The organism is Maribacter thermophilus (assembly GCF_001020565.1).
Lineage (GTDB): Bacteria > Bacteroidota > Bacteroidia > Flavobacteriales > Flavobacteriaceae > Maribacter > Maribacter thermophilus.
Window position 1 is genome coordinate 722,740 of the sequence record NZ_LDAS01000001.1, and the last position, 18,894, is coordinate 741,633.

Genomic DNA, 18,894 nt, shown 5'->3' on the forward strand with positions numbered 1-18,894 from the left:
TGAGATTTGTTATCCAATCTATCTATTGAAAATTACGCCTTGATCGATAGCTTAGAAGTAAGCTTAGATGGTGGTTTTACTATAATTACCGGAGAAACGGGAGCGGGCAAGTCCATTTTTCTCGGAGGTCTTTCATTGGTGCTGGGTAAACGTGCCGATTTATCTTCGTTGCGCAACAAAGACAAAAAATGTATCATAGAAGCTTATTTTCAAATCAACAACTATGGCTTAAAGCCATTTTTTGAAAAATATGATTTGGATTATGAGGCAAGTACGGTTATACGAAGAGAAATTTTGCCAAGCGGTAAGTCACGTGCTTTTATTAATGATACGCCCGTGACACTGGATGTGCTTTCAAAATTGGGGAGTAGGCTTATAGATATACACTCACAGCATCAAACATTGATGTTGACAGAAAACGACTTCCAGTTGAAGTTGATAGATGCCTTGGCGGACAATAAACAGCGTTTGGCTTCTTTCAGAAAAACACTAGCGGACTATAACGAAACAAAAAAGGAACTTCAGCAGTTAATCGATTTTCAGGGCGATGCCTTAAAAGAAAAGGATTACAATGATTTCTTGTTGCAAGAGCTAGAAGCCGCACCTTTAAAAGAAGGGGTTCTCGAGGATTTGGAAGAGCAATATGCACAGCTTAACAATGTAGAGTCGATCATGGAAGAGTTATCCAAGGGAGACCAATTGTTGAACGATGAGCAAATTGGGGTGTTGTCTCTTGTAGGGGAGCTAAAATCCACTTTTTCAAGGTTGGCGAATTTTGGAAATCAATATGTAGAGTTGAACCAAAGAATACAATCGGTCTTTATAGAGCTGGACGATATAAATACAGAATTGCAGAACTACAAGGACGGTATAGAGTCGAATCCGGTTTTATTGGAAGAAATAAGTGGTAAGCTGCAATTACTGTACAATCTTCAGAAGAAGCATGGTGTTTCTGATATTTCAGAACTGATCAAGATCAAGGAAGACCTTTCCCAAAAAGCTTTTGAGACTGCAAATTTGGACGAAAAGATAGCGCATACGGGCAAAAAGGTAGAAGAGTTGGAGTCATTGCTAGAGAAGCAGGCAATGGTGTTAAGAGATAAACGTAATGCCGTGATTCCAAGTTTAAAAGAAAAATTAGAGTCAGACCTTTCCCTTTTGGGTATGCCAAGCGCCTCGTTCAGAATAAGTCTCTCCGATGCCGAGAGTTTTAAGGTGAACGGAAAAGATAACCTGTCGTTTTTGTTCACTGCCAATAAGGGCAGCGATTATGGAGAATTGAAAAAAGTGGCGTCCGGAGGAGAGTTGTCCAGAATAATGTTGGTCATAAAATCTATTTTGGCAAAGTACGAGAAGCTTCCTACGATCATGTTCGATGAAATTGATACTGGTGTATCTGGTGAAGTTTCCAATCGTATGGCTGATATTATGAAAGAGATGAGCAAAGAGATGCAAGTGTTCTCTATTACCCATTTGCCGCAAGTGGCCTCTAAGGGTGATTATCATTTTAAAGTCTATAAGACAGATGGCCACGAAGGAACAGAGACCAACATGAAAAAATTGTCGAAAGACGAAAGAGTGGTGGAGCTGGCGCAAATGTTGGGAGGTAAGGAAATTTCAGATTCGGCGATGGCCCATGCCCGACAGTTACTCAATTAAAAATACCAGACATTAAAATCGGATTGGTATATTTTAAATATCTTTGATTTTTATAATTAAATATAGAACCAACAAACATGGCTTATAATCTATTAAAAGGAAAAAGAGGAATCATATTTGGGGCATTGGATGAAAATTCAATAGCATGGAAAACCGCACAGAGCGTACATGAAGAAGGAGGTACATTTGTTTTGACCAATGCACCGATAGCAATGAGAATGGGTCAAATTAAAGAATTGGCAAAAAAGACCGGTTCTGAAATTATTCCGGCAGATGCGACCAATGAGGAAGATTTGGCCAATTTGGTTACAAAATCAATGGAAATCTTAGGAGGTAAACTTGATTTTGTGCTGCACTCCATAGGTATGTCTGTAAATGTTAGAAAAGGAAGATCCTATACAGATGAAAATTATGATTTTACGGCAAAGGGTTGGGATGTTTCCGCTCTTTCCTTTCATAAGGTAATGCAGTCTTTATATAAAGCTGATGCAATGAACGAATGGGGCAGTATCGTAGCGTTGACCTACATGGCTGCACAGCGTACTTTTCCCGACTATAACGATATGGCGGACAATAAGGCGTATTTAGAGTCTGTAGCCCGTAGTTTTGGGTATTTCTTCGGAAAGGAAAAGAAAGTACGCGTAAACACTATCTCCCAGTCACCTACTGCTACTACGGCGGGTCAAGGAATCAAAGGTTTTGACGGTTTTATCAATTATGCGGAAAAAATGTCTCCTTTGGGCAATGCAACAGCACAAGATTGTGCAGATTATACAATTACCTTGTTCTCTGACTTAACAAGAAAAGTGACCATGCAGAATTTGTTTCACGATGGTGGTTTTTCAAATACCGGAGTTAGCCAAGAGGTTATCGATAAATTTTAAAGGTTATCGGTTTCTGCCAGTAAGGTCCGTTTTGGTCCCATGGCAATTAATTACCTAAAAACAATAATGGATCTATCGTTTTCCTTTATAATACCTGTCTTTAACAGGCCTAATGAAATTGAGGAACTATTAGATAGTCTCTTGTCGCAGACCTACACGAAAAACTATGAAATAGTTATTGTGGAAGACGGTTCTACACTGCCATCAAAAGAAGTAGTAGAGCGTTTTGATGACAAGCTGAATATCTCTTACTATCAGAAACCCAATTCTGGTCCTGGTGATTCTCGTAATTATGGGATGCGGTTGGCCAAAGGCAATTATTTTATTGTGCTGGATTCTGACTGTATTTTGCCTCCTCAATATCTGGTAGAGGCAGAGAAAAGTCTATCAGAACAATTTGTTCATTGTTATGGTGGTCCAGATGCGGCCCATACCTCTTTTAGTAATGTGCAGAAAGCGATCAACTATGCCATGACCTCTTTTCTTACCACGGGAGGTATTCGTGGGCGTAAAGATGCCGTGAACAAATTTCAACCAAGAAGTTTTAATATGGGCATCTCCAAAGAGGCCTTTGAGGTCGTAGGGGGGTATGGCAATATACATCCGGGCGAAGATCCTGATCTGACCATTCGAATATGGAATAACGGTTTTGAGACAAAATTGATTCCCGAGGCATTTGTGTACCACAAGAGACGAATTGATTGGAACAAATTTTATAACCAGGTAAAAAAATTTGGAATGGTACGCCCCATTCTAAATAAGTGGCATCCCACAACGGCAAAAATCACTTACTGGTTTCCAACATTGTTCACCTTGGGATTACTGGGAGCCTTGATCTTGGTGGTTTTTGATATTTGGTGGCCTATCGCATTTTTTGTTTTTTATTTTGTGCTGCTGTTTGTAGATGCATTGTTAAAGACCCGGAACCTTAAGGTTTCCATAATGGCATTATTTGCCACCTGTGTTCAATTTTTTGGATACGGACTGGGTTTTTTGAAGTCTACCATATATACTACCTTTAGTAAAAGGTCTCCAGAGGTCCTTTTTCCGAAATTGTTTTTTAAGACAAATGATTGATTGTGATAGTAGAACGAATTAAAGCGGGTTTAAAGAAGAGAAAGGTCAAATTATTTTTGATTTTTTTATTTTTCTCCTTTTTGGCTTGGTTTATAAACAACCTGTCTAGAACATTTGTTAGTAACGCATCGTTTCATTTGGAATATGTAGGAACTCCAAAAAACCTATTACTTGCCAGTCCTCCAAAAAATAGTATAAACGTAAGGTTAAAAGCTGTTGGTTTTCAGTTTATCGGTTTTGGTATCAGAAAAAAAAGTATTCAAATAGACCTGTCCGAGGTACAGAAAAAAGATTCTCTTTATTATATACCGCCTTCTGTTTATAAAAGACAGATAAATAGGCAGTTGTCGGCTGATATGACCCTTTTAGAGGTAGATGACGATACTATCTTCGTTGATTTTACCAAGGTTATAACAAAGACGGTGCCTGTGCTTCCAAGAATTAATCTAAGCTTGGCCAAAAATTATGAAATAGAGGATTCTTTGAAGATAGTGCCTGAATCGGTTAAGATAACCGGGCCAAAGAGCCAAATAGATTCTATTCGTAATGTTAGAACTTCTTTTTTAGAACTTTTGGACGTGGATAAGGACTTTTCTGTAAAAAGCACTTTGGTGAAACCGAGAGAGTTGAACATGACTGTATTTGAGCCTACTTCCGTAACCATTTCCGCAAAGGTGTATCGCTTTTCGGAAAAAGTATACAATGTGCCCGTTACCATACTTAATGTGCCCGAAAATGTAAAAGTGAGAATGTTTCCTGATGTAATAAAAGTGATTTGTCAAGCAAAATTAGAGAGGCTGAAAGATATAGAAACCGATGACTTTTTAATTACGGCAGATTATGCCCAGGTAACGGGAAGCAGCCAAAATATAATCCCTGTAAAATTATCGAAAAAACCAATGGGGATAAGCAATGCTATTTTAAGCACACAAGAAATAGAATTTATTTTAAGAAGGGAATAATGATCGTAGGACTTACAGGAGGAATAGGAAGCGGTAAGTCTACCGTAGGCAAAATACTTGAAGGGTTGGGGGTTCCTGTATACAATTCCGATGTCGAAGCTAAAAAGCTGATGCAATCTTCCGAAACCATAAGAAAAAAACTGATATCCCTGTTTGGTGAAAGAGCTTTTGATGGTAATGTGCTAAACAGGTCTTTTATCGCCAAAAAGGTTTTTAACGATAAACAGTTATTGCAAGAATTAAACAGAATTGTACACCCTGAAGTACGAAAACATTTTCTTGAATGGTATAGTGAACAAAACACTCCTTATGTTGTTCAAGAAACAGCACTCCTGTTCGAAAACAAAGCTCAGAACCTTTATGACAAAATTATTTTAGTTACTGCTCCGAAAGAATTAAAAATCCAACGACTTTTAGAAAGAGATGGTAGTACCGAGGAAGATATATTGGCCAGGATGGAAAATCAGCTCAAGGATTCAGAAAAATTTGAACTGGCCGATTTTGTTATAGAAAATATTTTTCTGGAAGAAACAAGAAAAAAGGTAGAGGAAGTGAATAGGGTTTTATTAAAATTATGCCAGAACCAGTGAATTTTAACATTTGTGTTAAGGTTTGGTTAAACGTACTATGGGCTTCCCTGTAAATATTTAATTTTAACATTAAAATGGATAAGAGGTTATTTATTCTCTTGGTTGTTCTAATGAGCCTCTCGCTTGTTGGATTGATATTTGTTCAAAGTTTTTGGATAAAAAAGTCGGTTGAAAATAAGGAAGAACAATTTTCGAACGTTGTTTCCGAAGCATTGAACAGTGTTACCAATCAAATAGAGGAGCGTGAAAAAAAGAACTATTACGATAGATATCTTTATGCCAAGGACAGCGTTGGAGAGGTAAAGGATACACAGTTCAGAAATTTCTTTTTCATTGATAGGGATGTCAACTCTAATGAGATACTGCTTTATGAGCATGGTATCCTAGAAGAAGATTATGGTATCTCGTCCACGTTCTTTGATAACGGTGAAGTTGGAGATACCACCTTCATTAAGAATTATACCAGTAAACGAACAACTTCGATTTTCAAGGAAGATTACGATACCGAAGGCAAAACCTCTGTATTAACGCCTATTCAAAGAATTGAGAAGATAGGAGGTTTAAGGGAATTTGATAAATTGGCCATGGAAGATTTGTTTACCACCTATGCCAAGCGTGTTCCGATACATAAGCGGGTAAGCAGACAGGAAATAGAACTTTTACTTCAAAGGGAATTAAAGGATAGGGGGGTTGATATCAGCTTTGAATATGGAGTATATAGCAAAGGATTGCCCACAAAGCTTAAATCGCGTAAATTCAAGTATTCGGAATCAAATGTTTACAAATCACCTTTGTTTACAGATTTTGAAGGTGTGTCCAATTTTGACCTCTTGGTGTCGTTTCCAGAGAAAAAGCGTTTTTTGGTCCGGTCTATATTAGGATTGGCGCTATTGTCACTCTTGTTTACCTTAATTATTGTAATTGCTTATTCTGGAGCTATTTACCAATTAATTAAACAAAAACAAATATCTGAGATAAAGTCAGATTTCATCAATAATATGACCCATGAGTTCAAAACCCCTATAGCTACTATAAATTTGGCGGTAGAGGCTATTAGGAACCCAAAGGTTATTGGTGATCAAGAAAAAATTTCTCGTTATCTACAAATGATAAGGGATGAAAATAAAAGGATGCACGCCCAGGTAGAAAATGTACTAAGGATATCTAAATTAGAAAAAAACCAATTGGACATTAGTAAGGATAGGGTAGATGTACACGACATAATAGAAGATGCCATTACGCATGTAGAATTGATTGTACAGGATAGGGGCGGATACATAGAAACACATTTAGACGCGAAACGTTCAGAGGTTTTGGCCAATGAGATGCATTTTACCAACGTAATCGTGAATATATTGGACAATGCCATAAAATATTCCATCGATCCACCCAAAATAGATGTGTATACAGAGGTAGCCAAGAACAATATAATTATAAAGGTAAAGGATCAAGGAGCCGGAATGAGCAAAGCGGTGTTGAAAAGAGTTTTTGAAAAGTTCTATAGAGAGCATACTGGAGATATTCACAATGTAAAAGGCCATGGATTAGGATTGGCATATGTAAAAAAAATAGTAGATGATCATCAGGGTGAAGTATATGCGGAAAGTGAAAAAGGAAAAGGAAGCACTTTTTACATAAAACTACCTTTAATTTAAAAAAATTATGGAAACAGTTAACAAGAAAATACTTTTAGTAGAAGACGACCCAAATTTTGGTATTGTCCTAAAGGACTATTTGTCTATGAACGACTTTGATGTGACATTGGCAAAAAATGGGATGGAGGGGTTTGAAAAATTCAAGAAAGACAATTTTGATATTTGTATTCTTGATGTTATGATGCCGTATAAAGATGGGTTTACACTTGCAAAGGAGATAAGGGAGAAGAACGAGAATGTACCTATTGTTTTCTTGACTGCAAAAACAATGAAAGAGGATGTGCTTAAAGGTTATAAAGCGGGCGCCGATGATTATTTGAACAAGCCTTTTGATTCGGAAGTGCTTTTAATGAAGATCAAAGCAATACTTCAAAGAAAGGCTTCTAGTAGTTTGGCCGACAGTAAGAAATTTGAATTTGAGATAGGAGGTTTTCACTTGAACTCTAAGCTTAGATTTTTGAAATATAAAGATGAAGAGGCAATTAAGCTATCTCCAAAAGAGAACGAATTGTTACGTTTGTTGGCCTTGCATGAAAATGATTTGATGCCAAGAGAATTGGCTTTGACTAAAATATGGAGAGACGATAATTACTTTACGTCTAGAAGTATGGATGTATATATTGCCAAATTGCGTAAATATTTAAAAAGAGATGAAACCGTTGAAATTTTAAATATTCATGGTGAAGGTTTCCGTTTGGTGGTAAAGACAGATGAGGAACAGTAGAAGAAAAATTAAATTAAAAACAAAAAAGGCCTCTTTTTAAGAGGTCTTTTTTGTTTTTATAGTTGTTGAACAATTTCTTTTATCGTTTCTACTGGAGTCATATCTGCTGAAACGATAATTGCGTTTATAGGTTCTTCCAAGGTATCGAATTGTGATTGTAGCAAGTCTGCGGGCATAAAATGGTTTTTGCGCTGTTGAAGCCTGCGATTTATTTGCTCCATACTGCCTTTTAAATATACAAACCTACATTGGTCAAGACCGTTCCTTAAAAGTTCTCTGTAACTTTTTTTTAGGGCCGAACATACGATGACGGCACCTTGCTGTTCGTTCGATTTTGCAAGACCGTTCAGTGTTAGCAACCAACCTTTTCTATCATCGTCGTTTAAAGGGGTGCCACCTGCCATTTTTTCGATATTGGCTTTGGGGTGGTAATCGTCGCCATCAAAAAATGGAATGTTCAAGGTTTCGGCCAATAATTTTCCTATGGTAGATTTTCCACTACCCGATACACCCATTACATATAAAACAGGATTATTCTTCATGGTTTAATTTTAAAAGAGCTTTTTTGACCGTTGTGACCATATCTTCGTTTTGGTAGTTATAGTCGATCCATAACGTATCTGTTTTTTTCTTGAACCAAGTTAATTGTCTTTTTGCAAATCTTCGAGTGTTTTTTTTAACCTCAGATATAGCAAAATCCAGATCCCAAACACCCAACAGGTATTCAAACATTTCTTTATACCCAACGGTTTGCAATGCATTAAGGTCTTTGAACTTTAATAAGGCCTTGGCTTCTTCCAAGAGTCCCGATTGCATCATTACGTCCACTCTTTGGTTGATTCTATCGTAAATAACACTGCGATCGGCCATTAATCCGACTTGTAAAACCTTGAAATTGCGTTGGTCTTTTGGTTGTTTAAGAAAGCTGGAATAGGATTTGCCGGTACCAATACATATTTCGAGAGCTCTAATTAAGCGATGTGGATTGTTGATGTCTACTTTATTGTAATATACTGGATCTAGTTCTTGTAGTTTGTTCTGTAAACTTTCTATGCCGTTTATATCAAAATCTTGATTGAGTTCTGTGCGTATAATCTCGTCTACTTTCGGAAACTTGTTTAACCCTAAGGTAACGGCATCTACATAAAGGCCACTGCCGCCGACCATGATTACTACATCTTTTTTGTCAAAAATTTTGTCAAGTAGTTCTAGGGCGTCTTTTTCAAAATCGCCTACGGTATACATATCATGTATACTTTTGTGTTGAATAAAATGATGTTTGGCACTTTTTAATTCTGCTTTTGAGGGTACGGCCGTACCTACTGACATTTCTTTATAGAACTGCCTGGAATCTGCCGATATGATTTCGGTGTTAAAATGGTTGGCCAGGGCAATACCCATTTTAGTTTTACCAATGGCCGTTGGGCCCACGACGGAAATGAGAACTTTATTCATTTAAAATACTTCCGCAATTATAGCAATATAAAGCATCGTCCCTATGGCCTTCTTTTGTGCAATTAGGGCAAGCCTGTGTGTTGACATGAACAAAACTTTCTACTTTGTTAGAACCGTCCTTGTTGGTTCTTTTTCCAAATTCTACGGTTACAATTCCTGTAGGTACGGCAATTATACCATAACCTAACAGCATTATGATCGTTGCAATAAATTGGCCTTGGGGGGTAATGGGGGCAATATCTCCATAGCCGACTGTTGTAAGGGTTACTATAGTCCAGTAAATACTTGTAGGAATACTGGTAAAACCTGCTTGGTCACCTTCTATAATATACATAAGCGTACCCAGCATTACCGATACGATTAAGACGGCGAAAAGAAAAACGGTAATTTTTGCCCTACTAGCCTTTAAGGCTCTTTTTAATTGACTGGCCTCCCCTAAGAACCTGACTAGTTTTAATATTCTAAAAACCCTTAAAAGTCTAAAGGCCCTTACCGCCAATAATACTTGTGATCCGGCCAGAATATAGGATAAATATAAGGGGATAGTCGATAAAAAATCTATGATACCATAAAAACTGAAAATATATTTTGAGGGTTTTTTAATACAGACAATTCTGGCAATATATTCTATGGTGAAAAATATAGTGACGATCCATTCAAGGGTAAGCAATAGATAGTGGTATTCCATATCTATACTCTTAACACTCTCTAGCATAATCAGCAGAACGCTGAAAATTATGATGATGATCAGAATAATATCAAACCATTTGCCCATTGGGGTATCTGCCTCATAAATGATTTCATGAAGTTTCTTTTTCCAATCGGTCTTTGACTTTTTTGTTTCCAATTTTAAATATTGAGCGGAATTGTTTTTAATACCCTTTTTTTTCTAAGAAAGGACTCTATTATAAAATTAGCGTTTAGGGTTCCGTTCATTGGGGTAATCAATGTTTCTAATATATGAATATTATTTATTTGATGGTTAAGATCGTAATAGCCAATTCCGACCAATGACCCTTTTTTGATAAGAACGGCACTGTTCTCACCTAGTTCCCGTCCTTTGTCCACCAATAGTATATTTTTATTTTTAAGGCAATATTTGTTCAATGCCTCCATGACCCGTACATTGTATTCTTCGGGAGCTTCTTTTTGTATACACGCCCCGTTGCACTTATTATCTTCGTAGTTGGCGCAGTTTTTCCTTGCTTCACTTATTCCGTTTAATTTATCACATAAGGTGAATTCCCTAGAAATTTTATGCAAGTGGTTTTTGGCGCTGAACTCACCATTGAACAAACCCCATTTATCACTACACTTAGAAATTGGTGCCACGCTTAATTCTAAATAGCCCAACTCGTTCTCTTTTAGGCAAAGAGTATGGGAGTACATTCTTTTTCGAGGTATGGTATTGTATTTTGGTTTGTTTTTTAACAGCTCTTGGTGCTCTTTTAAAAGGGCAATAAGTTCGCTTCCCGTTTTTTCGAAGGTAACTTTTTTTGTGTCCTTGACCAGCTTTCGGGACCTTTCCCCTGTTTTTGTAAATAGTTGGTTAACACGTTTCTTAATGTCTGTACTCTTGCTTAGGTAAATGATGTTGCCGTCTTTTCCATGGATATAAAAAACACCGGTTTCGTTTGGCATGCTTTGAACGATGTCCAATTGTTTTTCTGACAGTTCACCATGAGACTCTTTTCTTATTACATCTTGTAGAATCGTCTTTTGTGAATCTTTTGCAAGAAGTAACTTAAATAGTTTCACAGTTGCCAAGGCATCGCCATTTGCCCTGTGGCGATCACTGACCGGAATACCCAATGACCTTACAAGTTTACCTAGGCTATAAGATTCTGCATCTGGAAGAAGAACTTTCGAGAGATCTACCGTACATATTGTTTTGCGTTCATAATTGTATCCCAAACGCCTAAACTCTGTCCTTAAAATACGATAATCGAACTGGGCATTGTGGGCTACTAATACCGTGTCTTGTGTAATTTCCACAATACGTTTGGCCACTTCATGAAATTTTGGTGCGGTCCTCAGCATTTTGTTGTTGATCCCGGTAAGATTTACCACAAAGGGCTGAATTTCTTTTTCGGGGTTTATAAGACTTATAAAAGAATCGACTATTTCGTGTCCATCAAATTTATGTATCGCAATCTCCGTGATACCCTCCTCATTGAATTTTCCTCCCGTGGTCTCAATATCAAGTATGGCGTACATTTGATTTTCTTCTTTTTGTAATCTTTGTTCCCTTGGGGGCTTTAATTATAGTTTCTCGCACCAAAGATACTACTTCCTATACGGACCATAGTACTGCCTTCTTCAATGGCAATTTTGTAATCGCCACTCATTCCCATAGATAAAACTTTTATATCGGGTAAATCTTGTTTAAGCCTATCGAATAATTTTTTCAACGACTTAAACTCCCTGCTCACCTGTTTCTGGTCATCTGTGAAAGTTGCCATTCCCATTAATCCTTCAATTTTTATGTTTTCAAGTTGAAGAAATTCGGGATCTTTTGTCAGTGCCACAAGCTCGGTTTCGTCAAATCCGAATTTCGTGTCCTCTTCAGCTATGTGCACCTGGAGCAGGCAGGGGATATTACGGTTGTGTTTTTTTGCCTGCTTATCTATTTCCTTTAATAATTTTAGACTGTCTACCCCATGTATCAAGGAAACAAACTCGGCCATGTACTTTACTTTGTTTCTTTGAACGTGCCCGATCATATGCCAGTGAATGTCTTTGGGTAGCTTTTCCCATTTCTGGGTCATTTCCTGTATTTTATTCTCTCCAAATATTCTATGTCCGGCGTCATAAGCTTCTTGGATATCTGCAACGGGTTTTGTTTTTGATACGGCTACCAAGGTCACATGATCCGGTAATTCTTGTTTTATCTGAAGAAGTTTTTCTGCTATCGACATACTATTTAGAGAATTGTTGAGAAACGGTTTCCGCTTTTTTGTTCTGGGAATAATCATAAAAACCTTCTCCCGATTTTACACCAAGTTTGCCTGCTGTTACCATATTTACAAGAAGGGGAGAAGCTGCGTATTTTGGGTTTTTAAAACCTTCGTGCATTACATTCAATATAGAAAGACATACATCTAGGCCAATAAAATCAGCTAATTGCAATGGGCCCATGGGGTGGGCCATACCGAGTCTCATAACCGTATCTATTTCTTTGACTCCGGCAACACCATGGTGCAGGGTTTCTATAGCTTCGTTGATCATGGGCATTAAAATCCTATTTGCCACAAAACCAGGGTAATCGTTTACTTCGGTAGGTGTTTTATCTAATTTGGCCGACAGTTCCATAATTCTTGCGGTGGTCTCGTCAGAGGTGCTATACCCTCTTATTACCTCTACAAGTTGCATTATGGGCACCGGATTCATAAAGTGCATTCCAATAACCTTGGATGGTCTTGCCGTTACAGCGGCTATTTGTGTAATTGAAATAGATGATGTGTTGGTGGCAAGAATGGTTCCTTCTTTACAAAAAGTGTCCAACTCTTTAAAAATGCTCAATTTTAATTCAACATTTTCGGTAGCGGCCTCTATGGCCAAGTCCACATCTGAAACCCCTTCTTTTAATGAGGTAAAGGTAGAGATGTTCGTTAAAGTGTTGGCTTTGTCCATTTCATTGATTTTTTCCTTGGCAATCATTCTATCCAAGTTTTTTGAAATGGTGGCAAGGCCTTTTTCAAGTGCCTCTTGTGAAATGTCTATTAAGTTTACCTTAAAACCTTTTTGGGCAAAAACGTGGGCAATGCCATTACCCATGGTTCCTGAACCTATTATAGCAATGTTTTTCATTTTATTAAAAAATATATACTTATAGTAAAATATAAATTACACTTGTTGGATCTTTTTATCTTCAAAAGAGTCGATGATCTGCAGGGCAACCTTAAGGGCTTGTGTACCTTGTTTTAAAGAAACTGTGGGGGTAGAATTTGTTGCTATTGCTTCGGCAAAAGACTCCAGTTCGTCTAAAATAGCGTTGTTTTCCTTAATGTCGGGGTTTTCAAAATAGATTTGTTTTTTTACTCCCTCCGCATTCTGTAAGATCATGTCAAAATCACCGGGCTGCTCTGGTGCATCCTTCATTTTTACCACTTCGGCCTTTTTCTCTAGAAAATCGACCGATATATAGGCGTCTTTTTGAAAGAACCTTGATTTGCGCATGTTCTTTAAAGAGATTCTACTGGCCGTTAAATTGGCCACACAGCCATTTTCAAATTCCAATCTGGCATTGGCGATATCTGGTGATTGACTAAGGACTGAAACGCCACTTGCGTTAATCTGTTTTACTTCAGAATTTACAACACTTAATATAGCATCTATATCGTGTATCATTAAATCCAATACGACCGGAACATCCGTACCCCTAGGATTAAATTCCGCTAAACGGTGGGCCTCTATGAACATAGGTTGATTAATTGCATTCTTAACGGCGGAAAAAGCGGGGTTAAACCGTTCTACATGACCTACCTGACCTTTTGTATTGAATTTCTTTTCAAGATCAAGCAGTTCTTGTGCTTCCTCTAAGGTATTGGTAATTGGTTTTTCTATAAAAATATGTTTCCCCTTTTCTATGGATTTCTTGGCACATTCGTAATGTGAAAGGGTAGGGGTAACTATGTCTATTACATCTACAGCATCTATTAAGCTGTTCATGTTGTCAAAATAGCGATATCCGAATTCGGCCTCAACCTTTTTTCCGTTAATAATATCTGCATCGTAAAAGCCTATTAAATCATATTTATTAGACTGATTTAATAGACGTAAATGTATCTTTCCTAAATGTCCGGCTCCTAAAACGCCAACTTTGAGCATAATTATCTTTTTATCAAAAATAAGCATACTTTATAAGTTTACCCGAATTGTAAATTCCAATTTTAAGATTAAGTTTTTTTGAAGTTTCTTTCATTTAAGGAACTTTCATAACTTTGGTAACCAAACCAAATTAACATTGAAAGATACCTTAAAACACAAGGGAATGCGGAATCAGCTAGCGGAAGTGCTGATTGCTAAGGGAATAAAGGACCAGAAAGTTTTGGATGCCATTAGAGATGTGCCAAGACACTTGTTTATGGATAGTAGTTTTGAGGGGCATGCATATCAGGACAAGGCGTTTCCTATTGCGGCTGATCAAACTATATCGCAACCTTACACGGTGGCTTTCCAGACAGAGTTGTTGCAGTTGAAACCTAACCATACCGTTTTAGAAATTGGAACCGGAAGCGGGTACCAGACCGCCGTTCTTCTTAAATGTAGGGCCAGGGTATATACTATAGAAAGGCAATTGGAACTGTTTAAGAAAACCAATCTGTTTTTTAAGAAAATGGGGTACAGACCCAAAAAGGTGATTTTTGGCGATGGCTATAAAGGTTTGCCAGAAGATGCTCCTTTTGATCGTATCATAGTTACGGCCGGAGCCCCAGAGGTACCAAAGGCGCTGCTCGCCCAATTAAAGGTAGGGGGGAGGCTGGTTATACCGGTTGGCTTTGAAGAGCAAATCATGACATTATTTGTTCGCACTTCGGAAAAAGAGTTTCAAAAGACAGAATATGGTTCTTTTAGGTTTGTTCCCTTATTGGAAGACAAAAACTAAAGAACCTTAATTGTTAAAGCTTTTTTTAATACGGTCAAGGTTTCTCTTATTGTCCCTGTCTTTTATGGTTTCTCTCTTATCGTATAGTTTTTTACCCTTTGCCAAGGCTATTTGTAGTTTTGCCAAACCACGGTCATTTATAAACAAGGTAAGTGGAACTATCGTAAGACCAGAAGTCTTCACTTCTTTTTGAAGCTTTTTCAGTTCTCTTTTGTTTAGCAATAATTTTCGCTCGGCCTTTGGTTTGTGGTTAAAATGATAAGCATGCGAGTATTCGTCTATTTGCATGTTAATAACGAAAAGTTCCCCATTTTCATTAAACTCACAAAAACTTTCAGAAATAGAAGCCTTTCCGTACCTAATGGATTTTATTTCGGTACCGGCCAAGACAATGCCAGCCGTATACTTGTCCAAAATCTCGTACTCAAAACGGGCTCTCTTATTTTTTATGTTGATATTCTTCTGCATCACTTACAAAAATAAGGACAATAAAAGAATACCTTCAAAATTTTAAACGAATTAAAGCACTTATTTTTGTAATGAAGGATAAATATTTACGAATAAAGCTTAATAAAACTTGATGTAATGAATAAACTTCTTTTGTTTTTTGTGTTGATATCGTTCTTAGGATGTAAAAATGTAGTAAAAACGCCTACGGCCCAAGAAATTGTAGATAAAAGTATAGCTGTTAGTGGAGGGGAGAACTATGTGAAAAGTAATATTTCTTTTGACTTTAGGGATATTCACTATACTTCTGAAGTAGTAGAGGGAAAGAAGATATTAAAACGTAAAATAGTAAATGATTCGACTACTATTATAGATACCAAATACCCGAACAAATTTGAAAGATCGGTAAACGATAGTATTGTGACATTGTCCGATAGTATGGCCAATGTATATGCCAATTCGGTCAACTCGGTACATTATTTTGCCATGTTACCTTATGGGTTAAACGATAAAGCCGTTAAAAAGAAGTTCTTGGAGACCGTAAAAATAGACACCGCCGATTATTATAAAATAGAGGTGACTTTTAGTAAAGAAGGTGGTGGTGATGACTTCGACGATGTATATCTGTATTGGTTCAATACAAAAACCCTTGAGCCGGATTATTTATCGTATGAATTTCATACTAATGGAGGTGGTCAGCGTTTTAGGGTGGCTTATAACAAAAGAACCGTTGGTGGAATTCGGTTTGTAGATTATAAAAATTACAAACCGAAACAGAAAAACGGTTCTATATACGCTATAGACAGTTTATATGTAAATAATGGATTAGAGTTATTATCAGAGATTAAACTTGAAAACGTAGAGGTTAATCAGGACAGTTACAATTAAAGACAAGTTTAGTGGATGTAGCCGTACTACCTACCAATTGTACGATAAACAGGGTGCCGTTTTCGCTGTCGTCTATATATGGATATTTGTCTTCGCCTATTAACTGGTTTACGAAATCGGGAATAGTATTGCTATGCCCTACGACCAATACCTTTTTATTTAGGTTGTCTTTTTTAAACTGTTCAATATCAATATCCCTAGGTTCGTAATATTGTACATCGATATTTTTTTTCACCGAAGTCGGGGCGGCCGTCATAGAGGTTCTGTTGTAATCGGTAGAGTATATGGCGTCTAAATCCACTTCATCCAAGATTTCTGCCCAATGCATGGCTCTTCCCAATCCTTTTTGATTTAACTCTGGATCGGCGTCATCCGGGTAGGTTCTGTCCTTTTCTGCGTGGCGAATCAAATAAAATGTAGTTACATCAGGGTTTTCGTTAATGGTCTGATCGGGTTTTTCCTCTTTGCAAGAAACAAAAATGGCCAGTAAACAAATAGAAAGAATCTTTATTGTTTTCATTCGGTTTAAAATATTATTACTATAATAGTAAAACTTAATTTAGGATAAAATAGTACGTTAGTAGTCTATTTTTTGTTTTTTTGCATATGAGAAAATTTTGTGGGGCACTTCTTATTTGTTTTGTAGTTATTGGTTTAAGGGCTCAAGAACCTGAATTACCTAGCGACTATAGGCAGCAGAATATAACAGAATACAATTCCAGTCTGCTGAACCCTGCCTATTCGTTGGATAAAAACAACCCTTCCTCTATTGCTTTTTGGTCTAGATGGCAATGGCAATCCATTGATGTGGACCCTTCTACACTATTTCTGAACTATGCTTTAAAGATAAATGATGAGTCTGCGGCCGGTATCGGTTTTTTTCAGCATAACACAGGCTTGTTCCTAAATACTGGTGGAGCTCTAAACTACGCGTATAATATAGAGTTGAGCGAAAAGGTGTCGTTAGGTCTGGGAATCAATGTTTTTGGGTATGTGCAAGAACTGTCCGACACACGCTTTTTTACGCCAAATCCTATTCAGACAGAATTAACGAACGATTTTGTGTTGCAAGTGGCCCCGGGTATAAATGTTAAGATAGATAGGTTTAGTATAGGGCTATCTTCCGAGAACCTGTTCGATTACAACTTTACCACAAAAGAAAGAAGCACTAGTTCTGAAGGAAGGGTTTTTTTCACCCAAGCAAGTTATGACATACCTATGTCGGTCTTGGCTTCTGATCCCAACTCGTTCTTACGCCCTTCGGTATACTTTAAGTCGGTGCCTGGGTATGATTCGCAATTTGGGGTTTCAACCTTACTATCTACGAACAAGTTTTGGGCGCAACTAGGCTATAATAGTTATTACGGTATTTCTGGTGGTGCCGGCGGAAGGTTCTTTAAGCGGCTTTCAATAGGGGCGCTGGTGGAATTTGGTACGAGTACGGATCTAAAAGGAACCGACCCCTCGTTTGAATTGGTTACTTCGTATAAGTTAGGTAGATTAGGGGATTCAGAAGATAAATTACAGGAAGAATTAATTGCCGAGGAAGAAAAAGGGGACGTTGTTGAAAATGAGCTCACCCGAATGGAGAAAATAGCCTTAAGGGAGAAAGAGAAAGAGGAGGTAAGATTGGCTAAGATTAATCAGAAACGTGCAAAAGATTCCATTAGAAAAGCAAACAGACAGGCAGAGCTAGCTCTAAAAGAGTCGAAAATTGAAGCGGAACGAAAAAGAGATTCGCTTAACAAGGCGCAAGAGATCTCTGCGTTGGCAAAAGCCGAGGCATTAAATAGGCAAAGGGAATTAGATTCTATTAATAAAGCAAAAGAAGCGGCACTGGCCATTGAACTTCAGAAAAAACAAGATTCTGTTGCCAGTGCCGAAAAAGCCATTGCGGAGGCCGCTGCTAAGAAAGAAGAGCTTGAGCGTTTGGCACGGAAAAAAGAAGTGGTAACACCACAGGCAGGCGAGAAGTATGAAGAAGTGACCAAGCAGGGGTCTTTAGAACCGGGTTACTATTTAATAGCCAATGTTTTTGGAACCAAACGCTATTTTGATGCCTTTATGGCCGACCTTAAGAAGAAGGGGCTGAACCCGCAATCTTTTTACAGGGAAACGAATAAATACAACTATGTATACTTAGGCAAGTACGATTCAATAAATGAGGCAAGAAAAGCAAGGGATTCTAAACTTGGTGGAAAGTACACCGAGAGACTATGGATTTTTAGGGTAGTGGGCGAGTAGTTGCCATGATGGTGTTTTGCACCTTTTAAGGCTTAAAAAGAAAGATTACTTGGGTCTTACTTGAATTTACAGTTCTCTTTTGATTAAAATTTCTAAGTAGGTAATGGTATTCAACAAGTATTTACGGTCTAAGGTAATGGTAGACATGGCAATGGCCCCTTGAATCATTGTGAATAGTTGTTTTGCAAATTGCAAAGGGGTTACCGGGAGTTTAAGCTCACCATTATTAAGGCCATTCTCCAATACTAGGGCAATTTTACCTTCAATTTCCTTTATGGTTTCTTTGACGGCAGCTGCCAAGAGTTTGTTGTTGTGCTGGGCGTCTACACCTACATTTAAAATAGGGCAACCGCCCATTTTAAGTGTAAAAGCATCGTATTTTTTATAAAATTCGGTAAGATTGGACAATTTATCCAATGCGGATCCTGGGGCATTTAGTTCTTCGTCCAATGCTGTTAATAGAATATTTCTGTTGTATTCAAATGCGGAAAGCGCTAAAGCTTCCTTGTTTTCAAAATTACCATATATAGCGCCTTTGGTGAGTCCTGTGGCTTCGGTAAGATCGCTCATGCTTGTGCCAATATAGCCATGTTTGTTAAATAAAGGTGCGACCGTTTCAATAATATAGGCGGTAGTTCTTTCGGCTTTTGTAGACATGTTGGATGCTTTTGTGCGAAGATAAAAAATCTATACTGTTTGGT

The 18,894-nt window shown here is 37.6% G+C and carries 20 protein-coding genes; 10 read left to right on the forward strand and 10 right to left on the reverse strand.

What is annotated here, in order from left to right; all coding sequences use genetic code 11:
- Window positions 1–6: 6 nt before the first annotated feature.
- The 7 genes from recN (at window position 7) to AB657_RS03135 (ending at window position 7,551) form a co-directional block, all read left to right on the forward strand.
- Complete coding sequence (gene recN, locus AB657_RS03105; protein ID WP_047245158.1) at window positions 7–1,659, forward strand: DNA repair protein RecN; 1,653 nt, start codon at window positions 7–9, stop codon at window positions 1,657–1,659.
- 77 nt (window positions 1,660–1,736) lie between these two features.
- Window positions 1,737–2,543 carry an enoyl-ACP reductase FabI gene (locus AB657_RS03110; protein ID WP_047245159.1) on the forward strand — a complete coding sequence of 269 codons (807 nt, stop codon included), beginning with the start codon at window positions 1,737–1,739 and terminating at the stop codon, window positions 2,541–2,543.
- A 66-nt stretch (window positions 2,544–2,609) separates the two neighbouring features.
- A complete protein-coding gene (locus AB657_RS03115; RefSeq protein WP_047247769.1) occupies window positions 2,610–3,620 on the forward strand; it encodes a glycosyltransferase in 1,011 nt (336 codons plus the stop codon).
- A gap of 80 nt (window positions 3,621–3,700) precedes the next feature.
- A complete protein-coding gene (locus tag AB657_RS03120; RefSeq protein WP_157491559.1) occupies window positions 3,701–4,582 on the forward strand; it encodes a CdaR family protein in 882 nt (293 codons plus the stop codon).
- Window positions 4,582–5,172 (forward strand): dephospho-CoA kinase, encoded by a 591-nt coding sequence (gene coaE / locus AB657_RS03125; protein WP_316933207.1) that lies wholly within the window; start codon window positions 4,582–4,584, stop codon window positions 5,170–5,172. The genes AB657_RS03120 and coaE overlap by 1 nt, the downstream gene beginning before the upstream one ends.
- Before the next feature lie 74 nt (window positions 5,173–5,246).
- Entirely contained in the window at window positions 5,247–6,827 is a 1,581-nt protein-coding gene (locus AB657_RS03130; protein ID WP_047245162.1) for a sensor histidine kinase, read from the forward strand.
- Window positions 6,828–6,834: 7 nt separating this feature from the next.
- Window positions 6,835–7,551 (forward strand): response regulator transcription factor, encoded by a 717-nt coding sequence (locus AB657_RS03135; protein ID WP_047245163.1) that lies wholly within the window; start codon window positions 6,835–6,837, stop codon window positions 7,549–7,551.
- A 56-nt stretch (window positions 7,552–7,607) separates the two neighbouring features.
- Here the strand turns inward: AB657_RS03135 and AB657_RS03140 are convergent, their stop codons facing one another.
- The 7 genes from AB657_RS03140 to AB657_RS03170 are packed head-to-tail and all read right to left on the reverse strand — an operon-like array spanning window position 7,608 to window position 13,836.
- The gene (locus AB657_RS03140; RefSeq protein WP_047245164.1) at window positions 7,608–8,093 is read right to left on the reverse strand and encodes a gluconokinase; all 486 of its coding nucleotides are present in this window, start codon (window positions 8,091–8,093) and stop codon (window positions 7,608–7,610) included.
- Window positions 8,083–9,006 (reverse strand): tRNA (adenosine(37)-N6)-dimethylallyltransferase MiaA, encoded by a 924-nt coding sequence (gene miaA, locus AB657_RS03145; RefSeq protein ID WP_047245165.1) that lies wholly within the window; start codon window positions 9,004–9,006, stop codon window positions 8,083–8,085. The genes AB657_RS03140 and miaA overlap by 11 nt, the downstream gene beginning before the upstream one ends.
- Entirely contained in the window at window positions 8,999–9,853 is an 855-nt protein-coding gene (locus tag AB657_RS03150; protein WP_047245166.1) for an ion transporter, read from the reverse strand. The genes miaA and AB657_RS03150 overlap by 8 nt, the downstream gene beginning before the upstream one ends.
- Window positions 9,854–9,855: 2 nt before the next feature.
- Entirely contained in the window at window positions 9,856–11,223 is a 1,368-nt protein-coding gene (locus AB657_RS03155) for an exonuclease domain-containing protein (protein WP_047245167.1), read from the reverse strand.
- A gap of 41 nt (window positions 11,224–11,264) precedes the next feature.
- Window positions 11,265–11,924 (reverse strand): YggS family pyridoxal phosphate-dependent enzyme, encoded by a 660-nt coding sequence (locus AB657_RS03160; RefSeq protein ID WP_047245168.1) that lies wholly within the window; start codon window positions 11,922–11,924, stop codon window positions 11,265–11,267.
- Window position 11,925: 1 nt separating this feature from the next.
- The gene (locus AB657_RS03165) at window positions 11,926–12,816 is read right to left on the reverse strand and encodes a 3-hydroxyacyl-CoA dehydrogenase family protein (protein WP_047245169.1); all 891 of its coding nucleotides are present in this window, start codon (window positions 12,814–12,816) and stop codon (window positions 11,926–11,928) included.
- 36 nt (window positions 12,817–12,852) lie between these two features.
- Window positions 12,853–13,836, reverse strand: a complete 984-nt coding sequence (locus tag AB657_RS03170; RefSeq protein WP_047247770.1) for a Gfo/Idh/MocA family oxidoreductase — start codon at window positions 13,834–13,836, stop codon at window positions 12,853–12,855.
- 136 nt (window positions 13,837–13,972) lie between these two features.
- Between AB657_RS03170 and AB657_RS03175 the strand changes: the two genes are divergently transcribed.
- Window positions 13,973–14,614, forward strand: a complete 642-nt coding sequence (locus AB657_RS03175) for a protein-L-isoaspartate(D-aspartate) O-methyltransferase (protein WP_047245170.1) — start codon at window positions 13,973–13,975, stop codon at window positions 14,612–14,614.
- Window positions 14,615–14,620: 6 nt separating this feature from the next.
- Here AB657_RS03175 and smpB read toward each other — a convergent pair whose 3' ends face one another.
- Window positions 14,621–15,082: an SsrA-binding protein SmpB gene (gene smpB, locus AB657_RS03180; protein WP_047245171.1), complete on the reverse strand. Its 462-nt coding sequence runs from the start codon at window positions 15,080–15,082 to the stop codon at window positions 14,621–14,623.
- Window positions 15,083–15,199: 117 nt separating this feature from the next.
- Between smpB and AB657_RS03185 the strand changes: the two genes are divergently transcribed.
- A complete protein-coding gene (locus AB657_RS03185) occupies window positions 15,200–15,949 on the forward strand; it encodes a DUF6503 family protein (protein WP_047245172.1) in 750 nt (249 codons plus the stop codon).
- Here AB657_RS03185 and AB657_RS03190 read toward each other — a convergent pair.
- Entirely contained in the window at window positions 15,927–16,469 is a 543-nt protein-coding gene (locus tag AB657_RS03190; protein ID WP_047245173.1) for a SixA phosphatase family protein, read from the reverse strand. The two genes, AB657_RS03185 and AB657_RS03190, sit on opposite strands and share 23 nt — an antisense overlap.
- 86 nt (window positions 16,470–16,555) lie before the next feature.
- Here AB657_RS03190 and AB657_RS03195 point away from each other — a divergent pair, with 86 nt between their 5' ends.
- Entirely contained in the window at window positions 16,556–18,193 is a 1,638-nt protein-coding gene (locus AB657_RS03195) for a PorP/SprF family type IX secretion system membrane protein (protein ID WP_047245174.1), read from the forward strand.
- Window positions 18,194–18,259: 66 nt separating this feature from the next.
- Here the strand turns inward: AB657_RS03195 and AB657_RS03200 are convergent, their stop codons facing one another.
- Window positions 18,260–18,850, reverse strand: coding sequence for a TetR/AcrR family transcriptional regulator (locus tag AB657_RS03200; protein WP_047245175.1), 591 nt, complete (start codon window positions 18,848–18,850; stop codon window positions 18,260–18,262).
- Window positions 18,851–18,894: the final 44 nt, after the last annotated feature.